Raw genomic sequence first — 26,413 nt, 5'->3', positions numbered from 1 at the left:
ATTAATTATGTTTTTTATAATTAACACATTATAACGGTTATTTATAAAAGTGCGAATGAAAAATTAACGTTTTCCTTTGCGTTTAAATGTTTTATTGAGTTGTTTGACCATGATTACTCGTTTTTCAGGCGATGTAAATTGAAATTCATCCCACCATTTAGCCAGTTCAAGTAATTCGCCTTTTTCAATTGATGCTCGCATTTCAAGAAGATCATAAGCAGCACGAAACTTAGGATTTTCTAAAATTGCAAATGCTCGTTTGCCTTCTCTTTTCTTCATGCGTAGCTGTAAACGCCATATATCGCCCATAATAGAGGTTAACCGTCGAGGGATGGCAAGCACTTTACATTGTTCAGCAAGAACATCGTTGATAGCAACAGAAAAAGCGTCGTGAAATTGCAAACCACCTTCAATACAAGTTAATTGTGTTTGCTCAATAATTGGGTACCAAAAAAATGCAGCAAACAAAAATGCCGGATTAACCCTTTTATTATTAGCAATGCGATAATCGGTATTTTTAAGAACTTGCTCAATGATTTTTTCTAAAAAGCTATTTTGATTATTTGTGAACAATCGGTTAATAGCTGGAAAAAGTTGTTCAAAAAGATGATATTCTTTTAATAATTTATAAGTTGCGTAACCATTTCCCGTTTGTAAAAGTTTGAGCGACTCATCAAAAAGTCGAGCAGCTGGAATATTTTTCAATAATGGTGCTAGGTGCTTAATGGGTTTTGCTGTTTGTGCTTCAATTTCCATATCCAATTTAGCGGCAAAGCGTACCGTTCTTAACATCCTGACCGGATCTTCTCGGTAGCGTACTTGAGGATCGCCGATTAAGCGAATTAGACCTTTTTGTAAATCTGTAATACCGCCACAATAATCACGTAAGCTAAAGTCTTTTAAACTGTAATACAGTGCATTTATGGTGAAATCCCGACGGATAGCATCTTGCTCTATGGTTCCGTACACATTATCGCGTAATAACATTCCGGATTGCGAACGTCTAGACATATTGGTTTGATCCAATTGATTATCATGTTCACCACGGAAAGTTGCCACTTCAATAATTTCTTTACCAAACATAATATGGGCAAGTCTAAAACGTCTTCCAACTAAACGGCAATTACGGAAAATCTTTTGTATTTGTTCTGGTGTCGCATTGGTTGTAATATCGAAGTCTTTTGGCTTTTTGCCTAAAAGAAGATCCCGAATACACCCTCCAACTAAATAAGCCTCATACCCTTGTTTATTTAATCGATGAAGTACTTTAAGCGCATTTTCACTTATCTCTTTGCGAGAGATATTATGTTCATTACGAGGAATGGACACATAATGTGATTCAGGGTGTTTATCATGGCAAAACATTTTACGATAAAAGCGGGAAACTTGTTTAAAAATAGCGCACCTCAAAATTTGTTATAAATTGTAAACCAAATATAATGCCGAATTATAGCCTAATTGAATTTAACTTTCCACGGCTCAAACCAATAACTATTAAGTAATCATTAAACTCCTTGAATAAGTCGTCGTAAAACAGTCAATGATTTTTCTATCTGATTTTTTTAAATACAATTATCAAAAATAACATTTATTTATATAGTACAATATAGTAATATCGTTCAATCAAAACGACTTATTTAATTTCGTTTGTATCTATGTAATATCATGGAACTGATTATAATTATTTAAACTTATACTTGAATTTTTTTGAGTTAATTGTAGGGAAACAATAATTTCCAGCAACAGACACAACGTTAAAACATGATTACAAGACATTTTTACCGTTAATTTTTATACTGCAATTAAGTTCCCAAAATCACTTGAGTATATACTATTAACTGATAACTTATCGGGGGCATTATGAATATTCGTGATTTAGAATATTTTGTTTCTTTAGCTGAATTCCGGCATTTTCGTAAAGCAGCTGATGCTTGTAATGTAAGTCAACCAACCTTAAGTGGACAGATCAGAAAATTGGAAGATGAACTTGGCGTAATGTTGTTAGAACGCACTAGTCGCAAGGTTTTATTTACTCAAACTGGCATGATGCTTGTAGAACAAGCCAAAGAGATATTACGTAATATCCAAATTTTGAAAGAGATGGCAAGCCGCCAAGGTGAAGAGATGTCAGGGCCAATGCATATTGGATTAATTCCCACCATTGCACCTTATTTATTGCCTCATGTCATCACGGTTTTACATGAATCTTTCCCTCAATTAGAACTTTATTTGCACGAAGCTCAAACGGCCAATATTGTTGCACAACTTGAAAGTGGTAAACTTGATTGTGCGATTGTTGCTCAAGTTAAAGAGACAGCACAATTTATTGAATTACCTTTATTTGATGAACCAATGTTCTTAGCTGTACCTACAAATAGCGATTTAGCTAATCAAAAAACCATCAAGCTTTCAGATTTGAAAGGGCAAAAATTCCTCATGTTAGAAGACGGACACTGTCTACGTGAACACGCTATGGGTTATTGTTTCCAAGTTGGAATCGACGAAGACAAGCAATTTAAAGCAACAAGTCTTGAGACTTTACGCAGTATGATTTCAGCCGGTCGTGGAATTACTTTATTTCCTGAGTTAGCCGCGCCAAACGAGCGAACTCGTGATAATATTTGTTATATCCCTTGTACTGATCCTGTTCCTTCACGAAGTATTGAGCTGATTTATCGACCAGGTTCACCATTACGGTCTCGTTATGAAACCATTGCTAAAACAATTCGTGATCATATGCCAAAAGTATTTGCTGAAAAAGAAAAATTACTTAACGTGGCGAAATAATTATTTTAGAACGAATCAATTTATTTAAAGTTATTAAAAATAAAAATGAAAAATAGCAAATCAGGTGGCGTGCGTGCAAAACAAAAAGAAAAAACACGCCGTAGCTTAATCGATGCAGCATTTAATCAACTTAACGCAGAGCAAGGTTTTGCAAGTTTAAGTTTGCGTGAAGTTGCACGTGAAGCAGGTATTGCAGCGACCTCTTTTTACCGTCATTTTCGAGATATGGATGAGTTAGGTTTAGCAATGGTTGACGAAAGTGGTCTAACACTTCGTCAATTATTACGTCAAGCTCGAAAACGTATTGAGAAAGGAGGCAGTGTCTTACGCACCTCTGTTACAACCTTCATTGAGTTTATTGATAAAAATCCGAAAGTTTTTTTATTACTATTACGTGAAAAAGCCGGAACCTCATCAGCTTTTCGCTCCGCTATCGCTCGCGAAATACAACATTTTATTGTTGAACTGGTTGATTATCTTGATAATGCCAATAACATGCCCCATTACTATAATGAAGCTCAAGCAGAGGCAATGGTAACCATTGCATTTAATGCGGGTGCGGAAGCAATTGATTTTGATATCGTTCAACGTCAGGAACTCATCGAAGATCTGATATTTCAACTTCGTATGGTTTCACGTGGCGCCTATTATCTTTATCATAAAGAACAAATTAAACTCGAAAATCGCTAATTTAATTTTTTTATTTAATAAAACCTATAATTTGGTTATAAAAAAACTGCGGTTTAAACCGCAGTTAAATAAAATGATTTAATCAATAACCATTACAGATTCTGTAATACTTTTTCAACACTATCTTTCGCATCGCCAAATAACATATAGCTATTTTCTTTAAAAAATAGTGGGTTTTGTACGCCTGCATAACCCGTATTCATTGAACGTTTAGAAATAATCACCGTTTTCGCTTTCCAAACTTCAAGTACAGGCATGCCTGCGATAGGGCTATTTGGATCTTCTTCTGCCGCAGGGTTAACCGTATCATTTGCACCAATGACCCAAACAACATCTGTATCAGGAAAATCATCATTGATTTCGTCCATTTCTAGTACGATATCATAAGGGACTTTAGCTTCTGCTAATAATACATTCATGTGACCTGGTAAACGTCCTGCAACGGGGTGAATCCCGAATCTTACTTCAATTCCCATACCACGTAGTTTTTCTGTAATATTACTGACAGCGCCTTGTGCTTGCGCAACTGCCATACCATAACCCGGTACAATAATGACAGAACGCGCTTCTTTTAACGTTTGTGCAACTTCAGCAGGTTGCATTTCACGATATTCACCTTGTTCTTCATCAGTAGTGTTAGCTGAGCTACCGTCAGTACCAAAACCGCCTGCAATAACGCTAATGAAAGAGCGATTCATTGCTTTACACATAATATAAGAAAGAATGGCGCCTGAAGAACCGACTAATGCACCAGTAACAATTAATAAATCATTACTTAGCATAAATCCGGCAGCGGCGGCAGCCCAACCTGAATACGAGTTTAACATCGAAATAACCACAGGCATATCTGCACCACCAATAGATGCAACAAGGTGGAAGCCAAATACAAATGCAATAATGGTCATGGCAAGTAAGCAGAGCAGTGCGCCAGCGCCTGTTTTTAGCTCAATGAACGTAAACATTAAAATGATTGAAACAACTATCGCAGCTAAATTCCAATAATGTTTATTTGGAATAGATAATGGTTTTGAGCTAATGCGTCCATTAAGTTTGCCAAATGCGACAATAGAACCTGAGAATGTTACTGCACCAATAAAGACACCGACAAAAATCTCGACTAAATGAACGGTCATTTCACTACTATGGTATATCAGTATTGCACTATTTAAATCTAAAAAGCTATTTAAACCAACAAGTACTGCTGCCATCCCAACAAAGCTATGAAGTAATGCCACCAGTTCAGGCATTTGCGTCATTTCGACTTTTTTGGCTAGGTATAAACCAATAGCAGCGCCCAGAATCATGGCAATAATGATCCAATGCAATCCACCTTTAATACTTGCAACGGCAGCAATAAGTGCAATAGCCATGCCGATCATACCGTAAATATTGCCAGATTTAGCTGTCTCTTGATTTGAAAGTCCACGTAGACTAAATATAAAAAGTAATGCAGCAATCACATAGGCTGCTTGAATAATTCCATTACTGAACATTATTGATACTCCCCTCTATTTGCCACGTTGGAACATTTTTAGCATTCTTTGAGTAACAAAGAATCCACCAAAAATATTGATGCTAGCAATCAAAATAGCTACAAAGGCAATGGCAGTCGTTAAACCATTATCATCACCAATTTGCAATATGGCACCGACTAAAATAATGCCTGAAATCGCATTTGTTACAGACATAAGTGGTGTATGTAAAGAGTGGGTGACATTCCAAACAACGTAATAACCCACAACACAGGATAAGGCAAAAACAGTAAAATGCCCTAAAAAGCTTTCTGGAACTGAATTAGCAATCCAAAAATAGGCGATGATTAACAGAGCCAGAATTCCAAATTTTTTTTGTGGTGCCATTTGTTTCGGTTCGGGTTTTACAACAGGCGTTGTCGCTTTTTGTTGCGGTTGAGCCGACACTTGTATTGGTGGTGCAGGCCAAGTGATTTCTTTATCTTTAACCACTGTCACACCACGAATAACAACATCATTAAAGTTGATATCAATATTGCCGTCTTTCTCTTTAGCGAGCAGTTTTAGCAAATTAACAATATTCGTACCATAAAGCTGTGAGGCTTGTGCAGGCATACGATTAGCTAAATCAGTATAACCAACGATTTTAACGTTATTATTGGTTTCAAAAACTTTACCTGGTTTGGTTAATTCGCAGTTACCACCTGTTAGTGCCGCTAAATCTACAATCACACTACCTGGTTTCATTGACTCTACCATTTCTTTAGAAATCAACTTCGGCGCAGGTTTACCGGGGATAAGAGCGGTTGTGATGATGATATCCACATCTTTGGCTTGTTCAGCAAATAAAGCCATTTCAGCTTCAATAAAAGCTGCTGACATTTGTTTTGCATAGCCGTCGCCTGAACCGGCTTCTTCTTCAAAATCTAATTCTAAAAAATCAGCGCCCATACTATTAATTTGTTCGGCAACTTCAGGGCGAGTATCAAATGCCCGAACAATTGCACCTAAACTCACCGCTGCACCGATTGCAGCAAGACCGGCAACACCGGCACCAATGACTAAAACTTTTGCTGGTGGGACTTTACCTGCAGCGGTAACTTGACCGGTAAAAAAACGACCAAATTGATTTGCCGCTTCAATAACTGAACGATAACCAGCGATGTTAGACATTGAACTTAATGCATCAAGTGATTGTGCTCGTGAAATACGTGGCACACAATCCATTGCCATGACTGTTATATTTTTGGCAGCAAGTTTTTCCAATAACTCTTTATGCTGAGCAGGATAAATATAGCTAATGAGAGTTGATCCTTCTTTCATCAACGCGATTTCTTCATCAGTTGGTGCGTGAAATTTAAGAATTAAGTCATTTTGCCAAATATCTTGAGTATTTTGAATTGTGGCTCCAGCATCAATGAAAGCTTGGTCTTCGAAATGAGCAGCATGTCCAGCACCTTGTTCAACTGAAACTGTAAAACCAAGTTTTAACAGTTGTCCAACAGTTTGTGGTGTAGCAGCAACTCTTGCTTCATTGGCTAACCGTTCTTTAGGTATACCGATATGCATTGCGTTACGTCCTTATGTTAAGTGAGCTTGTAAATGTTTCTCGATTTTAGCATAAATTAGCGACGGTGCGAGTAGGGAATTTATTTTTTATTATCGAAATATTAATATTAAATTTAATAATAATTGGATTTTAAATCTGTGAATTAAAATTAAAATATTTACCCTGCAACCAATGTGATTAAATCTTTTTGATAGTGAACTAATTAAGGAAGAAATAGATGTGTTAGTTTACCTAAAATTGATCATTCCTTCTACTGATAGCTTTGCATTTATTAGAAAGAAAACAGGTTTAGTTGGCTTGTGATTCATCGTATAAAACTTGGAATTTATCAGAACATTCAATCAAAATAGTTCAATTAAAAAGATTTATGGAAAAATCGGTAAATAATGCTGGCGAGATAAAACGTTAACCTATCCCAATTGATATTAAATCGTTGGGATTTTTAGTGTCAGTCTTATAAACACAAAACAGTGTTGTTTTGATTTATACGTAACAATTAATAGCCCTGTAATTTGCTGTTGAGGTTATGGTAAAACCAAGTATTGTCCAATAATAAGTATTAACGAGGTAAAATATGGCCGAATTAAGCCAGAAAAAAAATAGTATGCTAACATTAATGTTTGCATTGCTTGCTGCTTGTGTAGCATTTCAACTCAATGCGAGTATGTTAAGCCCAGTATTAGTCACTATTGCTAAAGAATTAGGTTCTAACGACGCTCAAGTCGGATTATCCCAAACCGCTTTTTTTACCTCTGCTGCACTGTTTTCATTATTTTTACCCCGTTTAAGTGATATAAAAGGTCGTAAAAAAGTCTTAACGATTATGTTGTTTATTATGACATTAGGTACGGTGCTTGCAGCGGTTGCCCCGAATATCGTTGTATTATATATTGCGCGAATTATTCAAGGTGTATCAGGGCCAGTCGTTCCACTTTGTTTACTGATGCTCAGTCATGAAGTTAAAGATGTCAAAAAATATGGCATGTTAATGGGCATTGTGACCGCTGTAAATGGCGGTATTGCTGGCATAGATGCAATTGCCGGCGGTCTGCTTGCAACTTATTGCGGTTTTCGTTCGGTGTTTTGGGTCATTGCGATTGCCGCAGCGCTATCCACCTATTTTGTTCATCGTTATGCACCTGAGTCTAAACCTTCTGAAGGAACCAAAATGGATTGGTTAGGTGTGCTGTTCATTGTGCTTACCGTTGCTGCATTGTTACTAGCGCTAAATGAAGCAGGGAATTTAGCCCTTGCCAACTGGTTTAAAGTCATAGGATTAACTATTTTTGCTGGTATCTGTTTTATTCTATTTTGGAAAACAGAAAAAACCAGTAAACAACCATTAGTAACGATAGTACATTTAAAAACCAGAGCAACTTGGGCAATATTGTTAACCACACTATTAACTATGACAGGGATTTTTGCCGTCGTTAATGGGTTAGTGATGTCATTAGCGCAAAATACTGAAATCGGATTTGGTTTAGAAGCTGATTGGGCTTCACTTATTTTATTAACACCTTATGCCTTAATTGGGTGGTTGATAGGGCCATTTTCTGGACGTTTGGCGCCAAGTTTAGGTTACAATAAGGTACTTAAATTAGGTTTAATAGGATGTGTCATTAGTCAATTAATGATCATGTTCTACGGGATTGATTCACTACCGATATTAATTATTGGTGTTATTGCATTAGGTATTTTTTATGCAGGAATGGCGAATATCATTTTAAATGGTCTTGGTATAGTCTTATCGCCTAAAGAAAACTTAGGTTTTCTGCCAGGCATGAATGCAGGGGCTTTTAATTTAGGTGCAGGATTAAGTTTTGCTTTATTGCCTGCTGTACAAATGATAAGTGGTTATACCGTTAAGGGTTATTTTAATGGAATGTTATTAGGATTAATCATTACAATTTTAGCCTTAGTTTGTAGTTTCTTTATTCCTCGACCTGTCGAAGCTGAAGTATAAAATCAAGATAAAAACGGGATTTTTTAATCCCGTTTTTATTGTTTAAATTAATCTTCTTCTGGCATGAGTGTAAAAACTAATGTTGTAAAAAATTTTTCTTGAGTCGCAAGTTGGCTATCTTTTAGGGGAAAACCTATTTCGACACCTACTACGTTTAAGCCTTGATTAGGAATAGTAATGGTCGCTTGACCTTTATCATCAGTTATAACCGTTTTATCTAAATTATTAACGACATCGATAATAACAGCAGTATTTGTTAATGGCTGATTATCTTTATAGACTGTTACAAGTAAATTATCACCGCGTTTTAATTGGGTTGGATCAACTGCTGGTACTATTTGTAACGGAATATCTTCAACCCGTTTAGGTGTGTTGACGGATGATAAATAATTGACACTGTATTTAATGGCATGGGTTCCTTTACTCGCTCCTTCTACTTTATTCATCGGAAGATTAACATATTTACCCTGTGCATTTTTAGTCCAATAACCATAATCAAAACTAACCGTTACAACAGCGGTATTTTCTGTCGGTTCAACGGTCACATAATTTTGATGTTTTTTTTGATTAATCGGTAAAGAAGTCCAATTACCATTATAAGCATGAATCTTTTTTACATATTCCGTTTGATAACCATTATCTAACGGGCCTTCACCTAAAACGATTTGCTTTTGATCAACCCGATTAGCGATCCAAATACCATGAGCAGAAAGCGATTGTGATATCATACAAGTAACACTTCCTGATAAGATGAGTACAAATAATTTACGCACGATAAAAATCCTTATATTTTATGAAAATGATAATCATTATCATATCGATATAAAAAAAGTCAATGCTATTTGTGTAATTATTGATCATCAAAAAATGTTTAATATGATAATTAAATATAAAATATGTTTTGTTCGTTTTTGATCGCTTTAGTAATAAAATAATTGCATTACAATTCTTGAATATAAATAACCAAATTGTGTTTTTATTTTTTTGATATATAAAAACATATTATGAATAACAAATCTTAAACTTGCTATTTTTAACTATTACAATTTGTTATATAATCAAAAGTATTTTGTCCTTAACGCAATATATTGTCTTACTCATTTATATTTAGGGCGCATTCAACAATTGAGCATCTATTATTAAGGAACCACTATGATGGATTTTTCCCAATCAGTGCCAGAACTGGTCTCTTGGGCAAAAAAAAATGATTTTTCAATTAATTTGCCAGTTGAACGGCTTGCTTTTTTATTGGCGATAGCCGTCTTAAATAGCGAACGCTTTGATGGTGAAATGACTGAATCTGAATTAATTGATGCTTTCAGGCATGTATCACAAATTTTTGAACAGAGTGAAGATACCATTGCTGTTCGAGCAAATAATGCCATTAATGATTTAGTACGCCAGCGATTAATTACGCGTTTTGCTAGCGAAATGACTGATGGTTATTCAATTTATCGTTTGACGCCTTTGGGAATTGGCATTTCGGATTACTATATTCGTCAACGAGAATTTTCTACGTTACGTTTATCAATTCAGCTTTCTATTGTTGCTCAAGAGCTAAAACGTGCGGCTGATGCAGCACTAGAAGGTGGTGATGATCTTCACTGGCATCGTAACGTTTTTGCACCCTTGAAATACTCCGTTGCAGAGATTTTTGATAGTATTGATATTACCCAACGGGTAATGGATGAGCAACAAGCGGATGTAAAACAAAATATTTCGGCATTATTAAGCCAAGATTGGCAAGCAGCAATTAGTAGTTGTGAAGGTCTACTCACTGAAACGTCACAAACATTAAGAGAATTGCAAGATACACTCGCCGCTGCAGGCGATAAACTCCAAGCAAGTCTGCTCTTGATTCAAGATGCAACCTTGGATAATCCTGATCTCGATAAAATCAATAATGTGGTTATGGATTTACAAGGCAAACTTGATCGCATTATTGGCTGGGGACAAAAGGCGATTGATCTTTGGATTGGTTATGATCGCCATGTTCATAAATTTATCCGTACCGCTATTGATTTAGATAAAAATAGAGTCTTTTCACAGCGATTACGTAAATCAATACAAGGCTATTTCGATTTACCTTGGTCACTTATTTTTGCCAATGCTGATCGCCTACTTGATATGCGTGATGAAGAACTTGCACTACACGAAGCAGAAGTAACGGGTGAATTACCGTCAGAACTTGAATTTGAGATGATTGAAGAGATTCAAGAACACATTATTGCCCATATCGAACAAAATTTATTGGTCTTCAAACAAGAAAATAAACCACTGGATATGAGTATTGCTATTCATAGTTATCTAGCACAGTTCCCACGGGAACAACATTTTGATATTGCAAGATTATTTATCGATCAGGCTATTCGTTTAGGGATTGCCGAAAATGATTTACTCGGTATCCCAGCCGAATGGAAACCTATTAACGATTATGGAGCTAAGGTACAAGCACATGTCATCAACAGATACTAAAGATTTAGAATTAGAACAAACAGCTCATCATCTTGATGAAGTTATGGGTCGCATTGCGGCAAGTTCCCAAGCATCTATCGATAAATATATGCCCGTTAAATTAGCACAGGCAATTGCCAATCCCCTTTTTCCTGAGCTTGATAGTTTATTGCGTTCCGGACGCCATATCGGTATAGATGAACTGGATAATCATGCCTTTTTAATGGATTTTCAACTTGAACTGGAACAATTCTATCAACGTTATAACGTCGAATTAATTCGTGCACCAGAAGGCTTTTTCTACCTTCGTCCTCGTTCAACAACATTAATCCCCCGTTCGGTGTTATCTGAACTTGATATGTTAGTCGGGAAAGTCCTTTGTTATTTATATTTAAGTCCTGAACGGCTAGCGCATGAAGGTATTTTTACCTTACAAGAACTTTTTGATGAACTTGTTTCGTTAGCGGATGAAAGTAAATTACTTAAATTAGTTAATCAACGGTCGACTGGATCAGATTTGGATCGGCAAAAGCTATTTGATAAAGTCAAAACGGCACTTAATCGATTACGTCGTTTAGGCATGATATTTTTTATTGTGGGTAATGACAGTAGCCGTTTTCGTATCAACGAATCTATCTTCCGTTTTGGGGCCGATGTGCGCAGTAGTGATGATGCACAAGAAGCACAATTACGTTTAATTCGAGACGGTGAAGCAATCAAAATCGAGTCATCGCTTATCCTAGACGATGATAATAACGAAGAACAAGAAGAAGATGTTAATGAGGAGATTGAATAATTATGATTGGACACGGTAAGTTTCACTCATTAACCCTAATAAACTGGAATGGTTTTTTTGCCAGAACATTTGAATTAGATCAACTTGTCACCACGCTTTCAGGCGGGAATGGGGCAGGTAAATCCACAACCATGGCGGCATTTGTGACCGCATTAATTCCTGATTTAACATTATTACACTTTCGAAATACTACTGAAGCTGGTGCGACATCAGGATCACGTGATAAAGGTTTACATGGTAAATTAAAACCTGGCGTTTGTTATTCCATGCTTGATGTCATTAATTCACGTAATCAGCGAATTATATGCGGTGTTCGATTACAGCAAGTGGCTGGGCGTGATAAAAAAGTCGACATCAAACCTTTTCTATTACAAGGTTTACCTGTTGGCATTAGCCCAACTGAACTGGTAACCGAACGTTTAAATGATAAACAAGCAAGAATTTTATCCTTGCCTGAATTAAAAGATAAAGTCGACACAATAGAAGGCGTTATCTTTAAGCAATTTAATTCAATTACCGATTATCATTCGGTTATGTTTGACTTTGGTGTATTACCTAAGCGCTTACGTTCCTCATCCGATCGTAGTAAATATTACCGATTGATTGAAGCGTCACTATATGGTGGTATTTCAAGTGCGATTACTCGCTCACTTCGTGATTACTTACTTCCTGAAAATAGTGGTGTACGTAAAGCGTTTCAGGATATGGAAGCGGCACTTCGTGAAAACCGAATGACACTAGAAGCTATTCGGGTGACTCAATCTGACCGAGACCTATTTAAACATCTTATCACTGAATCAACCGATTACGTGGCTGCGGATTATATGCGTCATGCTAACGAGCGTCGTGTACATATTGAATCGGTGCTGGGTTTGCGTCGTGATATGTTCAAAACACAAGATTTGCTCATCAGTAACCAGTTCCGCCAAGTTGAAATGGCAAAAGAACTTAAAGAGTTTCAAGATGCACAAAGTGACTTAGAAACCGACTTACAAGCAGCCAATGATCACCTTAATTTAGCGCAAACAGCGCTACGCCAACAAGAAAAAATTGACCGTTATCAAGCCGATTTAGATGATCTCAATTTAAAACTTGAAGAGCAAAATGAAGTTGTACTTGAAGCAAATGAACAGTATCAAACTTATCGAGATCAAGTGGAACACACCGAACACGAAGTGGATGAAATCAAAACGCAATTAGCAGATTATCAACAAGCGCTTGATGTACAACAAACCCGTGCCATTCAATATCAACAAGCTTTGCAAGCACTAAAAAATGCTCAATCTTTATGTCAATTACCCAAATTAGGCATAAGCAATATCGAAAATCATTTTGAGATTTTTGAAGAAAAACAAAAAGAAATAACTGATCAAGTGCTTGAAATGGAGCAAAGACTCAGTGTTTCTGATGCGGCGATAAATCAATTTGATCGGGCATATCAATTAGTGGTGAAATTAGTTGGCGATGTTGTTCGTAGTGATGCTTGGCGTGCAGCGAAAGAAGCATTAAGACAATGGCCGTCACAATGTTATCAAGCTGAACAAGCTGAACATTTACAACTCCAACTTGATGAATTAGAACAACGCTTTTTTGAACAAAAAGAAGCCGAATCACTATTAACCCAATTCTGTAAACGTATTGGTCGCCAAATTGAATATGATCAACTTGACGAGTTAAAACAAGAACTTGAAATACAACTTGATGAAAACGCAATATTGGCCAATGAATCAAGTGAAAAACGAATCGAATTCAGACAAGAACTTGAACAAATTCAATCCAAAATAGCGGATTATCGACAAAAAGCACCAATGTGGATAAAAGCACAAGATGCCTTAATTGCCCTACAAGAGCAAACTGGACAAAGCTTTACCCACAGTCAAGCTGTCACGCAACATATGCAACAGCTACTTGAACAAGAACGTGCATTAGTTACAGAACGCGATCAGATAACGTTCAAACGAAATCAATTAGATATTCAAATTGAACAACTTAATCAACCAAGTGGGGTTGATGATGGTCGTTTATCGGCATTAGCTGAGCGATTTAATGGTGTATTACTTTCTGAAATTTACGAAGATGTCACCATTGATGATGCACCTTACTTCTCAGCGTTATATGGCCCATCACGTCAAGCAATTGTGGTGCCGGATTTGTCGCAAGTTAAAGCGCAACTTGAAAATCTGACCACCAGTGAAGAAGATTATCCAGAAGATATCTATTTTATTGAAGGTGATCCATCCTCATTTGATGATAGTGTTTTTGATTGTGAAGAGATGAATAAGGCTGTATTGGTTAAAACAGGTGAACGCCAATGGCGCTTCTCCAGTTTTCCAAAAGTTCCATTATTTGGGCGAGCAGCACGTGAAATTCATCTTGAAAAACTATCATTAGAGCGAGATGAGCTGCATGAACGTTATGCTAACCTTTCATTTGATTTACAAAAATTACAACGTATTGAGCAAAATGTTGGTCAATTTATTGGTGAATATTTATCGGTTGCCTTTGATATCGATCCCGAAGCTGAAGCGCAAAAATTAGCGACAAGACGCAATGAAATTGAACGTCAATTAACATCACAAGAATCGATTGATAAACAAAATCAACAGCAAGTTGCCAATTGTAAAGAGCAATTAGTGACAGTAAACCGATTAGTTGCTCAAATGCATTTACTGGCTGATGATGATTTAGCGGATAGAGTAGATGAATTGCGTGAACAGGTTGCTGAAGCACAAGATGCGGCGCAATACGTCAGCCGTCATCGCCATACCGTTTCTGAGCTTGAACCGTTAGTTGCTGTATTACAAAGTGATCCTGAACAAAACGAAGCATTACGTGAACAATACAACATCGTTAAAGCACAGCAACACACTATTCGCCAGCAAGTATTTGCACTAACGGAAGTAATGCAACGCCGGGCTCACTTTAGTTATGAAGATTCAGCTGGAATGTTGAATGAAAATACTGATTTAAACGAAAAATTGCGAGCTCGATTAGAAATTGTTGAAGCACAAAGAACTGAAGCACGCAGTCAAATGCAGCAATATCAAGATAAGTATAATCAATATAATCAAACGTTAGCTTCACTAAAAAGCGCCTTTGAAACTAAACGAGATATGCTTAATGAACTGCATAAAGAAATAGATCAAATTGGTGTGAAAGCGGATGCGATCACTGAAGAGCGTGCTCGAGCTCGTCGTGATGAAATTCATCAAAAACTGAATAGTAATCGTCAACATTGTACGTCGCTTGAAAAGCAGCTCATTATGTGTGAAAGCGAAATGACCCAAATGCAAAAACGACTAGCTCAAACACTGCGGGATTATAAACAGCTTAGAGAACAAGTTGTTGAAGCCAAAGCAGGGTGGTGCTTAGTATTACGTTTAGTTAAAGAAAACAGTGTTGAACGACGATTACATCGACGTGAGCTGGCTTATTTAAGTGCAGATGAACTACGTTCAATGTCGGATAAAGCGTTAGGTTCATTACGTTTAGCGGTCAATGACAACGAGCACTTACGTGATGTATTAAGACTATCCGAAGATCCAAAACGACCAGAACGCAAAATTCAATTTTATATTGCCGTTTATAAACATCTTCGCGAGCGAATTCGCCAAGATATCGTCAAAACGGATGACCCAATTGAAGCCATTGAACAAATGGAAATTGAATTATCACGTTTGACCGAAGAATTAACTTCACGTGAGCAACAGTTAGCGATCAGCTCAAAAAGTGTAGCAAATATTATCCGTAAAACTATTCAGCGTGAACAAAACCGTATTCGTATGCTTAACCAAGGTTTACAAGCGGTGGCATTTGGACAGGTGAATGGCGTACGATTAAATGTCACGATTCGTGAAGCTCACTCATCACTGTTAGCGGCATTAGCAGATGACCAGAACGAGCATCAAGATCTCTTCAGCAATAACCGCATAACCTTCTCTGAAGCGTTAGCAAAACTTTATCAACGTTTAAATCCTCATATCGATATGGGACAACGAACCGCACAAAATATTGGTGAAGAATTACTTGATTACCGCAATTATCTAGAAATGGACGTTGAAGTTAATCGGGGTGCAGATGGTTGGTTACGTGCTGAAAGTGGTGCATTATCAACCGGTGAAGCAATCGGTACCGGTATGTCAATACTATTAATGGTTATACAAAGTTGGGAAGAAGAATCCAAACGCTTACGTAATAAAGACATCTCACCATGTCGTTTATTATTCTTGGACGAAGCCGCTCGACTTGATGCCAAGTCTATTGCTACACTCTTTGAACTTTGTGAACGGTTAGAAATGCAGCTTATTATTGCTGCACCTGAAAACATTAGTCCAGAAAAAGGTACAACTTACAAACTGGTACGTAAAGTAATCAACAATCAAGAACATGTTCATGTGGTTGGATTAAAAGGCTTTGCATAACGGAATACTGGATAGATTTATACCACCTCTTTATTGATGAAAGTCGATAAAGAGGTTATTGTCTGATATTAAATTCCTCAATTAGCTTTTAATAAAAAGAATATCGAAATTGACTAGGTACGGGTTAACAATATCCAGAAGAGTGCTTTACCTTCATTTTTGAAACCTATGACTATAGAATGCTGAAAATTTAATTAATTGTGATGAAAAACAAAAAATTATTATAAATGAAGATTACCTTGTTATTCTGATAAAACAACAAGGCTGTCGGTGTAAAAATAGGATTAACTAATTTTGTTGATTGGACTGATTATCTTCTGAGTTATTATTTGTTTTTTCTTTAATTTTTTTTACCCTTCCTGAAGCTACTGAGGCCATTCTACCAATTGTGTCTCTTAATATTTTACCATCGTCGGTTTTAAACGATGCTTGTTGTTCAGTACCATTTTGATCCATTTCAAAATAGGCTGCTTCACCAAATCCTAGTTTACTAGCATAGAATAGATGAGGAACACTACCGCGAGTGGAATTATATACTTGTACTGCGGCATTATAAGCTTCTCTTCGTATCAGAACGGAGTTTTCAATTTCATCTAATTGAACCATTAATTGTTGGTAAGTTGTATTGGCTTTTAAATCAGGATATCGATTAGCTAACATTTGAACATTACCTAAGATCTGAGAAGTCTGTGATGTGCGGGTAGCTGCGTTGCTAATGCTGTCACTTTCAGTAATGGTAAAGTGTGTAAGCTTTTCGTGATTCCCATAGCTCGAAGCAATATCAGAAAGTCGTTGTGCTATATCTTGTCTCTTTTTGACCGTAGCATAAATATTAGCCTGTGTCTGCTTAACATTTTCGGCTAAACCACGTAGTTTATTATAGGCAAAGAATAACCAACCGGTGATAAAAATTAGAATAATAATAATAGTTGATAACATACATATCCTTATTAAATATCCAATAACTCTTATGTCTAACTATAAGATTGTTAAATTGATAATGCAAATTAACATAAAAATACAATTTTAACAACTAGTTGTTAATTATAAAATTTTTTAAACTGCTTAAGTTTTAAGGAAAATTTAGATATTCATATAGGATATTTCTTATTTTTGTTATCGCCATTATTATTGATTTGAAAAGATAATTTTAGAAATGCTTTTTTAGTAAATTAACGTGAGTTTTCAATACAAATTGAGTTAGAAGAATAAAATTCTAATTTGTGGTGACCGATTAAATTTCATTTTTAAAGAAAAATATAAGTTAATATAATTAAAAAGCAAATTATCGATTTGCTAATCCTTATTATATTAACTTATTTGCTGACATTATTTTGAACTAATAATTGCTCAAGTCTGATTGCCAAAGGATATACGGATCATAATCATCATCCCCATCAGGTAATGCTCCTGTTTTTGGCGCCTGTGTAAAATCGGTTTCAGCTAATTGACCATTATCGAGATACTCTATTTTCCATATCAATAAATTCTTTCTGCTTTCGGGTTTATCAAGGTTGTAACTAATATGAGAAAGTGAATTATGATAAATAATTTGTCGCCAGCAAGCATCAGAATTTTTAATACAGTATTTGATACTAATTGGCTGATATTTGTTTCCATCTTTCAATAACACGGGTATGGCTTTTTGTTCTTGGCTATCAACAAAAAATGACAAAGAAAGATTATCGGCTAAATGAGCTTTATATTCAGTATAATCGGTATTTGTTTGTGACTGAGGTTGTTTTTGGAAACTATTTTGACTTTCATCTGCATAACTATTACTACCATACAAACTACATAAGAATAATATAGGAATGAATTTTTTCATGATATATTCCATTGTTTGGTTTAGTAAATTGGATTAAGTAATATAGCCAAATGATTAAAGGCTAATAGAAAAGCTATAACAAAAAAATTAGTTATAGCGTACTTAATAGAATAGCTTAAAAAGAAAATAATATGTAGTCATTTCTTGTTAGTGTAGTGATAAAATAAGAAAAATTAACCAGTATTAACAAATATTAATCGCAATTAAAAAAAAGAGAATAATTTAAGTGATTAAGCCTTATATCAACCTATACCTTAACCTTATTCAAAAGCAAAAGAATAAAAATAATCAAACCAAATTAAACTCAAAACTAAATTGTTGCTGTCTGATAACGAATAATCTTTATCTTATAATTTAATTGTTTTGATTTGAGTAACTGTTAATAGGACAGTTATACAAGCCATCGTTATACGATTTTTAGTTTTATGAGATACGTATACCTAAATAATGTGGTTCTAAATATATCTTATGGACGCTTGAAGAATAGCAAACTAGGCTTTAAGGCTTATTTATGCTGATTTTGATGTGTTTTTAAAGGATTTTGAAGAATGTTGCTGATTATTGAATTGGTGCCGTGGGCGGGACTTGAAAATACCTTGTTAAAGTATTTTTGAAAAAGGATTTTGTTTTTTTCTTACTGGATAAATAGTCCCAAGCATAGTCCCAAAAGAAAAAGTAACCCCCAAAATTAGATATTTTTATCTTGCCAAGTTGAAAGATTAAAAAATTGATTTTGAAATTTTGACGGTGTAAAAATTTGACTGATGAGCGGTGTCCATTCGAAAAGTCGCAGACTTTTACCTTACCCCCATAAAAATAAAATTTTATAAAAAAGCGTTCATACTATTCATTACATCTAAATTATCTGCCAAATACTGAATTACAGTATGGTGACTTAATTTATATTACATATTAACTTTACATTCAAACTTTGCATAACATATCGAATATATTATAGATTTATTTATAAACATATTATTGAAAATTTTTTGAAAAAAATGTAATGTTACGTATAATTTTGTTTATTTTTTGATAATTTTTATCGATTTTTGAAAATGTGGGAGTTTTGAATAATGCAGAATAAATTAACCTCACTGATTAATCAATTTGGTGAAGGTTTACTGAATGAATTAACGGGCGAGGTAAGCCACAACCGCTACACCTTAACGGTTGATAATCTGATTTCGCCGATTTCTGTTTTACACGTACAAGGTGATGAACAGCTCAACCAGCCATGGCATTACACCATTGACTTTACCAGCCCTGATAAAACCTTATCGCCCGATGATATACTCAATCAAAAAGCGTCATTTTCCTTTAATCCTGCGGTTAAAAATGTGCTGGCAACGGCGATTCGTTCCTTAAGTGACCTGCCTGTTGAGAGTGACTTACGCAAAATATATGGCGTTATCACCCGTTTTAGTTTGTTATCGGTCAGTAAAGAGCAGGCACATTATCAGATAGTGTTATCGCCTCGTTTAGCAAGATTAGCCTTGAATCGCAATAATGCGATATACCAAAACCAAAGCGTGATTAGTGTGGTTGAAGAAGTGCTACGCAGTCATGGTTTTACCGGCATCGATTACCGTCTGGAACTAAACAACAGCTACCCTGTGCGTGAATTTATCACCCAATGGCAGGAAAGTGACTTAAGCTTTATCCAGCGTCTGCTGGCAGATATCGGTGTCTGGTTTCGATTTGAAACGCATGCTGAGCACAATTGCGATGTCATGGTGATAAGCGATTATGAACAAGGTTATGAGCAGGTCAGCGATATTGATTACCGGTTACCCAGTGGGACGCTGGATGGCGGAGCGGAAAGTATCTGGGATATTCGGATTCATAGTCGGGTGGTGGAATCATCGGTTAAAGTGCAGGATTACAACTACCGTGATGCGAAAGCAAATTTACACGGTGACGTTAGCAGCCAGCCGAAAGACGACACCACCTACGGAACGGATTACCGTTATGGCGAGCACTATAAAGGGTTGACCAGTAACGGACAAGCAGATAAAAATAACGACGAACCAAGCGACCCGAATACTATCACAGAAAGCGGACAATGGTATGCCCGAATACGGCACGAACAGGCAATCAGTGAAAAAATCGTGATTAGTGGCAAAAGCAACCGCTATCACCTGACACCGGGGCAACGTATACAGATTAAAGGCAGTCCGTTAGTTGATATTGCTGACGGGGTGATAATATTAAGTGTGGAAGGGCAAGGCAACCGCACGGATGCTTACGAGCTGCATTTTACTGCTATCCCGTATCTAGTATTAAAGCCATACCGACCAAAACCGATAGCATGGTCAAAAATCGGGGGCACCTTACCGGCACGGGTGACCAGTCCGGACAATGACACCTACGGCTATATTGATACTCAAGGTCGATATCGGGTGAAATTTAACTATGACCTGAAAACGTGGAAAGCAGGCAGTGAAAGTTTATGGGTGAGGCTGGCAAAACCGTATGCAGGGAACGCTTATGGCTTTCATTTTCCACTGATTGACGGCACAGAAGTTGCTATTGCCTTTGTGGACGGCAATCCTGACCGCCCGTATATTGCCCATGCTATGCACGACAGTGCCCACCCTGACCATGTCACGACAATAAACAAACACCGTAATGTAATTCGCACGCCCACCAATAACAAATTGCGCATGGATGACAAGCGGGGACAAGAGCATATCAAGCTGGCGACCGAATACGGCAAAACACAACTTAATCTGGGTCACTTAGTCAACCAAAAAAAAGAATTACGGGGCGAAGGGTTTGAACTTCGTACCGATGAATGGGGGGCGATTGCAGCAAATCGAGGGTTATATTTAACCAGCCAGACCGAGCCGAAAGCGCAGGGCAAACAACTGGATATGCAAGATGCGATTGCGCAACTAGAAAATGCCTTATCGATAGCCAAATCACTACAAAATGCTGCCAATCAAGCCGAAGCCCACGGCGCAGACACTGACAGCCAAGACCAGCTCAAGGCAAACTTAACCGAACTGGCGCAAAGTGGCATATTAGCTTATGCGCAAGAAGGCATAGCGTTAACCAGTCCTGAAAACATCCAGTTATCAACCGGTAACAGCGTGAGTGTCACCGCTGAAAACCAGACTGACATCACGGCATTAAAAAACATCACACTGACATCGGGCGAAGCGATAGGGTTATTTGCTCACCAATTGGGGATGAAGGTCTTTGCAAATCAAGGGGATATTGACATACAAGCCCAAAATGCCAACCTCAATATGGCAGCCAAGCAAAATATCAACATTGACAGTGTAGACGGCAAAATGACATTAACCGCCAGCAAAAAAATCACCTTAATTTGTGGTGGCTCATACATTGAAATTAGCGAAAAAGGCATTGTACTGGGTACACCGAATAATGTGTACATGAAGTGTAATGTCCTACAAAAAATGGGGGCGTCTAGCATTACAAAACGAATTAATTTGAATTCTAGCGAATTTTCAAACAAACGCTGTGGAGAAAAAAATGATTGCTGAATTAAATAAAATAGCTAGTTTCAATAAATATCGTTATTTACTGGTTGATAATATGATCTCATTAAATCCGTTTCATTCATTATCAAAAGAGCAATTTTTTGCTAATTATGGTGAAAATAAGGATTTTGGCGAAAAAAAACTTACACCAGTTTTACGCACTGATTTGGATTATGATCCAAGTATTTGCCCAACGTTGGTAATGCTCGCAGAACCGTATCAATTTTTAGAACAGGCAATAATTGATAAAATCACGACACAATCCTCTACTGAATGTTTTTGGTCAAAACGTTATATTTGTGCCTATATTGTCACTGAATTAAAACCGTCGTTACTGGCTAAAAAACTTGTTGATATTGGAAATAATATCGCTAAAACTTTGCGACGAAACTATTATTACCCATTCTTTGAACCGTTTCGGATGCAATTTTTGCATGAACTGGGCTCGAATTCAGACAACGCATGGCTAAAATCGCAACTTTTAGAAATTGAAAATTATTATTATCCGTCAATTCATAATGGTGAATTTATTGCCTATTCCAGCACTGACGTATCGATAATAGAGCACGGGTGGAGTAATAAATACTGTCAACGTTTAAAAAATCTACAGGTTATTTGCACGCTAGTCAATGCATGGGGGAATAACCGCAAAAAATTTGATGATCAAAAAAATTTACCACTGTCAAACCACGTAATTATCGACGCAACTAATTATGTTGAACAGGCGTATCAATTAGGGTTAACCGATGTTACTGATATCGTATTTTGGGGACTAAATGGGCTACGTTATCAGCAGCTATTTACTACGCATCCCCAAGTGCTCAAACAAATTCCTAAGGCACAACAGGCACCTAGTACATTTTCAAACCATATCATTAACGCAAATATTGATTTTGACAGCCAAGTCCATTCATTAACTAAATAAAAAAATAAACAATTAAAGAGTTTAAAACATGAAAAGAACACAAAACATTGCCATAGAAAATAAAAATGCAGCCAGTGGTAACTGCCCAGCGTGTGGTCGTACAGGAATACCAGTATTTTTATTGCGTCAATCGGTGATAAAAATGAAACCGCATAAAACGGTTGAGGCGGATCCCGATTATCTAGATTTGGTAAATTATGCAAAAAAATTAAATTTTAAATCACGCATGCCAGATGAAGAATTGCAGGATTACGGGTATATTTTACGAACGTTGCGAAACGGTTATATCTATGTGATGCAACAACAAGGCGCAGATATAAACAGTAGAATACTACATAGTTATGAATGTATTGACGGGGCATTGCGACTGAAAAATTATCACGAATTGATAGGTACTACACCAAGACCGATATCAAAAGCATGTAAAAACTACTGTCACACTATTCCTGCATCCTTTATTCATCTGCAAAAAGGGTGCACCCATGCATGGGTGGCTTACTCTGCGCATACATGGAACGAAGAGACCATTAATAACTATTTACAAGAACAAGATAACCACGCATTATCCCGTTTTACTAAAATTGATGTAAAAAATTTTAAAGATTCCCCTTCTCAAGCAACGGGCAATCGAGCGGTACCGTTTAAAGATATTTTTGGTTGTAGTTTTGATAAGAATGAAAATCACGAAAGTAAAGTATTGGAATTTCGATTCAATAACCTTCCCACTGATTTTGAATCAGCACATGCATTTATCGGTTTAAAAAACGAAAAATTAAAATATGCTATGCATACCAGCAATTTATATATAGCGAGAAAACCTATATCGTGTGGTGTGGTATTAGAGGATCTTTTCGGCATTGCCGAAGAGCTTAACTCTCAACGTCAGAAAAATTTATGTATGTTTGATAACGAAGCTGAATTACCGCCGGACGAAGAGATGAAACTTGATGATGATTTCGATGCCGGTTTCGATATCGACAAACAAAACCAAATTTTTGAAAGCCGTGCTCAAAACATGCTAAAAATGATTAACCCTAAATTAAAAAATCGCTTCAAATATTATCTACCCAACATGTTTAAAAAACGCACGATTTTACAGTTAATGACGCAATACCGAAATTCAATCGTCACATCATATGATCGGGAAATCGAAAAATTAAGAGAGGCGATTGAAAAATACAATAAACCAAAAAAAACTTATGATTATTACAGCACGCCTTCAATCACCACAGAACATATGCAGTTGAGTGATTTAATTATGGATAAAAAAAACGCATTAAATGATTTTGACAGTTGTATTGATCAGGGAAAAATTGATATATTTAACAACGAATTAACAGACGCCTATCAAGAACTGGTAGATTATTGCACAGAATGGTCGCAGGACTATTTTACTTATGTTCGTTGGTTATTTGGTGATAAAGAATATCAATCAAAATACAGTAAAATCACCCCGAAAAGCGTGAATATGGTACGTTTTTGGCGGTCTGAATTTGACTTTTCTAACGAAGAAAGCATACAAAGCCAGATTAAAGACATTACTCAAATACTGATTGATGCCAGCCATTTTGAAGTCAAATTAGATGAAGATAATGCGCTATGGGATGAACTCCTTAGCAATCCGAGCAGTATTTATTACATTATTACTCACCTGAATATTAACGGTATCGATTTGGAACAAAAAGACTTTATCGATATTAATACTGACACCGAAATAAGTTGGAATGATGTCATATCAAGAAGCCTTAATATTGCGCTGATCCCAAACAAGTTACAAGAAGAACAACATAAAAATGAAACTAAGGAAAAGCAAAAAATTTTAACGCAACAGCAAAAAGAACTTGAAGAAAAAATTAAAATCAATCAGCAAGAGCTAGATAAACTAGAAAAAGAAAGAAAAACCATTCCGTTGCAAGACACCGAAAAACATAAGCAGTTACAACGAAAAAAAAGGCAACATACGCAACAAATACAAAAATTAAAAGGTCAACTAAAAAACGTCAATACACAATTATCGGCACGCAATCCAACTAATAGCCCTTACAGCAAAAAACTAGTTCTTGCTCATGGTTATTTGAATGATGTGTCATTAAATAAATATTCAAGGCTGGTGAAAAATCAGAAGCTAACGTTAATTAAACCGCAATATTCCGAAATACATTTTATGTTTCGATTGGCTCAGCTCAATGTTTATCCACTCAGACTTGATGTTAAAATCAGACCAACGCATATCGAACCATTAGTTGCGCTAATCAGTCAAATGAACCGCACATATTACAGTTCAGAAGGGCTCACTTTGCAAGAACAAAAGTTCTTAAGTCAATTTGAAACCAATGACGAAAAACAACCTGCTGGTAAAAAAGCATCATTGAAAAAACTCAGATTAATGATGTTCCTGCCAGATCTGGAAATCAAAAATACCATTGAATCATTTATCAAAAACCTAGAAAATAATGTTTTAAAACCGCAAGAACTTGCCAAAGTAATAAAACCAGCGTTAAAAGGAAAGGTTAAACTTGAACAAACCAAAACTGAATTAGAAACCAAAATTGAACAACACAAAGAACAAAAACAAACCACGATTGAAGAGATAAAACAGGATAACCGAATCGAAAAAAATCGGCAGATCCTTAATCAAGAACGGGAAAAACTTGAACAAATTTTAAACCAAAATCAGCAAGAACAAGTCGATTTAGACAAAACCACGCATCAAGCCAAAATAGAAAAACATCGCACTAGTGTCAACATCGCTAAAACAGGGTTTGCCATTAATATAGCGGTGAGTGGCATTATCGGGGTACTAACGTTAAGCAATATTTGGGACAACTTAAAACAGTGGGGAACACCACAAGCAGGTGAAGGCGAATTACAGCTTCAACAACAGTTATACACCAATTTATTATCATTAGGATTAATGGGGGTTGATTTAACCAGTCAATACCGTGATGTTAAATTGAAGGTGCAACTATTAAAAGCTACCGAAGCCGGCACTAATATTACTAAAATTGAAAGCCGTCTTGCATTAAATAATATAATTATAAGAACAGTATCAGTTGCCTTTGCGACAATAACCGTCATAGATGCTATAGGCGAGTTTATAAGTGCTTTTGATATGATGGATATGGAAAATAAAAAATATTTCATTATGAGAGCTGCTGGTTCATTTGCTTTAGGAGTTGGTGCTATATTATTAGTAATTAGTAATCCTATTACTTTTATCGCAGGTATAGTGCTACTTATAATAGGAACTATAGCAGTGATGTTTAGTAAAAAATATGATAATTATACCCCTATTCAACATTGGTTAAATCGCTGCTGTTTTGGTGTTCAAGGAGAGCTACAATTTCTTGGTTATGATGCCTATCACGAAGAAGACTACAACACCCATTCGGGCTTTGGTAAGGCGGTTAATGACTATATGGTTATTGTTTATGGTATTAACACCTTTATCCGCCTTAAGCCACTTCACAATACGCCAGCGCAGACTTATCCGGCAAATTACAGTGCCAACAAAAATACCCCAAATTCAATGCAACGGCATATCTATTTTTATGTCAATATTGCTGAATTTGCCGAAAACAACTCTAACGAATCGCTATCCGCTCATATTCGCCTGCACTTGAAAGATAATATCTATACCGATTTCAAATACCATGTTAACGCACAGGGTATAAAATTAATTCAAATCAACGAAAGTGCAACACAAGACGATTATCTAAGTACCGATATGGAGGATTATAAAAATAAATATGATCAGCCCAAAAAAAACAGCTATCCAATTGCAAACTCGACTATTGGCAAGCCCAAGTCCAAGTCACAAGATTTTAGTTTGCAAAAATCACTGGAGCATGATTTTCAAGAACTAATGATTAATAAATGGATAGCCGGAACCCTCGGATATTATCGAATAAAAAAATATCAGATAATCATCCAATATAATCACCGTGAAGAAGTACCATTAATAATTATCAAAAACGGAAAAATTTAATCAATAAGGAGAA

Annotated in this window: 15 protein-coding genes; 9 read left to right on the top strand and 6 right to left on the bottom strand. The window is 36.2% G+C overall.

From position 1 onward, the window contains the following. Nucleotides 1-63: 63 nt before the first annotated feature. Nucleotides 64-1,398: a polynucleotide adenylyltransferase PcnB gene (gene pcnB / locus J3U36_RS02160; RefSeq protein WP_416379850.1), complete on the bottom strand. Its 1,335-nt coding sequence runs from the start codon at nt 1,396-1,398 to the stop codon at nt 64-66. 462 nt (nt 1,399-1,860) lie between these two features. On the opposite strand from pcnB, the gene oxyR reads away from it, so the two are divergent. Both oxyR and fabR read left to right on the top strand, forming a co-directional pair. Continuing rightward, nucleotides 1,861-2,787: a DNA-binding transcriptional regulator OxyR gene (gene oxyR / locus J3U36_RS02155; protein WP_267361364.1), complete on the top strand. Its 927-nt coding sequence runs from the start codon at nt 1,861-1,863 to the stop codon at nt 2,785-2,787. Between the two features lie 45 nt (nt 2,788-2,832). Continuing rightward, nucleotides 2,833-3,477 carry an HTH-type transcriptional repressor FabR gene (gene fabR / locus J3U36_RS02150; protein ID WP_267352383.1) on the top strand — a complete coding sequence of 215 codons (645 nt, stop codon included), beginning with the start codon at nt 2,833-2,835 and terminating at the stop codon, nt 3,475-3,477. A gap of 92 nt (nt 3,478-3,569) precedes the next feature. Here fabR and pntB read toward each other — a convergent pair whose 3' ends face one another. Both pntB and pntA read right to left on the bottom strand, forming a co-directional pair. Continuing rightward, nucleotides 3,570-4,970, bottom strand: a complete 1,401-nt coding sequence (pntB, locus tag J3U36_RS02145; protein WP_267380431.1) for a Re/Si-specific NAD(P)(+) transhydrogenase subunit beta — start codon at nt 4,968-4,970, stop codon at nt 3,570-3,572. A 15-nt stretch (nt 4,971-4,985) separates the two neighbouring features. Continuing rightward, the gene (gene pntA, locus J3U36_RS02140) at nt 4,986-6,518 is read right to left on the bottom strand and encodes a Re/Si-specific NAD(P)(+) transhydrogenase subunit alpha (RefSeq protein ID WP_267380433.1); all 1,533 of its coding nucleotides are present in this window, start codon (nt 6,516-6,518) and stop codon (nt 4,986-4,988) included. Nucleotides 6,519-7,093: 575 nt separating this feature from the next. Between pntA and J3U36_RS02135 the strand changes: the two genes are divergently transcribed. Then, nucleotides 7,094-8,482, top strand: a complete 1,389-nt coding sequence (locus J3U36_RS02135) for an MFS transporter (RefSeq protein WP_267380434.1) — start codon at nt 7,094-7,096, stop codon at nt 8,480-8,482. A gap of 47 nt (nt 8,483-8,529) precedes the next feature. On the opposite strand, the gene J3U36_RS02130 is transcribed toward J3U36_RS02135, so the two are convergent. Continuing rightward, nucleotides 8,530-9,255 carry a DUF4198 domain-containing protein gene (locus J3U36_RS02130; protein WP_267380436.1) on the bottom strand — a complete coding sequence of 242 codons (726 nt, stop codon included), beginning with the start codon at nt 9,253-9,255 and terminating at the stop codon, nt 8,530-8,532. Between the two features lie 379 nt (nt 9,256-9,634). Between J3U36_RS02130 and mukF the strand changes: the two genes are divergently transcribed. The 3 genes from mukF to mukB are packed head-to-tail and all read left to right on the top strand — an operon-like array spanning nt 9,635 to nt 16,153. After that, on the top strand, nt 9,635-10,957 hold the full coding sequence (gene mukF, locus J3U36_RS02125; protein WP_267380438.1) for a chromosome partition protein MukF: 1,323 nt from the start codon (nt 9,635-9,637) through the stop codon (nt 10,955-10,957). Nucleotides 10,958-11,000: 43 nt separating this feature from the next. Then, the gene (gene mukE, locus J3U36_RS02120; protein ID WP_363317426.1) at nt 11,001-11,732 is read left to right on the top strand and encodes a chromosome partition protein MukE; all 732 of its coding nucleotides are present in this window, start codon (nt 11,001-11,003) and stop codon (nt 11,730-11,732) included. A gap of 2 nt (nt 11,733-11,734) precedes the next feature. Then, the gene (gene mukB / locus J3U36_RS02115; protein ID WP_267380440.1) at nt 11,735-16,153 is read left to right on the top strand and encodes a chromosome partition protein MukB; all 4,419 of its coding nucleotides are present in this window, start codon (nt 11,735-11,737) and stop codon (nt 16,151-16,153) included. A gap of 288 nt (nt 16,154-16,441) precedes the next feature. Here mukB and J3U36_RS02110 read toward each other — a convergent pair whose 3' ends face one another. Both J3U36_RS02110 and J3U36_RS02105 read right to left on the bottom strand, forming a co-directional pair. Beyond that, nucleotides 16,442-17,092 carry a LemA family protein gene (locus J3U36_RS02110; RefSeq protein ID WP_267352375.1) on the bottom strand — a complete coding sequence of 217 codons (651 nt, stop codon included), beginning with the start codon at nt 17,090-17,092 and terminating at the stop codon, nt 16,442-16,444. Between the two features lie 400 nt (nt 17,093-17,492). Next, nucleotides 17,493-17,981, bottom strand: a complete 489-nt coding sequence (locus tag J3U36_RS02105) for a hypothetical protein (RefSeq protein WP_267380442.1) — start codon at nt 17,979-17,981, stop codon at nt 17,493-17,495. A gap of 1,073 nt (nt 17,982-19,054) precedes the next feature. Between J3U36_RS02105 and J3U36_RS02100 the strand changes: the two genes are divergently transcribed. The 3 genes from J3U36_RS02100 to J3U36_RS02090 are packed head-to-tail and all read left to right on the top strand — an operon-like array spanning nt 19,055 to nt 26,400. Continuing rightward, nucleotides 19,055-21,490 (top strand): type VI secretion system Vgr family protein, encoded by a 2,436-nt coding sequence (locus J3U36_RS02100; protein WP_267380443.1) that lies wholly within the window; start codon nt 19,055-19,057, stop codon nt 21,488-21,490. Then, a complete protein-coding gene (locus tag J3U36_RS02095) occupies nt 21,480-22,412 on the top strand; it encodes a hypothetical protein (protein WP_267380444.1) in 933 nt (310 codons plus the stop codon). Before J3U36_RS02100 ends, J3U36_RS02095 begins: the two co-directional genes overlap by 11 nt. Nucleotides 22,413-22,440: 28 nt before the next feature. Then, a complete protein-coding gene (locus tag J3U36_RS02090) occupies nt 22,441-26,400 on the top strand; it encodes a toxin VasX (protein ID WP_267380446.1) in 3,960 nt (1,319 codons plus the stop codon). The last annotated feature ends 13 nt before the right edge of the window (nt 26,401-26,413 follow it).

It is taken from the genome of Gilliamella sp. B3817 (assembly GCF_026536705.1).
GTDB lineage: Bacteria > Pseudomonadota > Gammaproteobacteria > Enterobacterales > Orbaceae > Gilliamella > Gilliamella apicola_I.
This window is presented reverse-complemented; position numbering and strand designations above follow the sequence as displayed.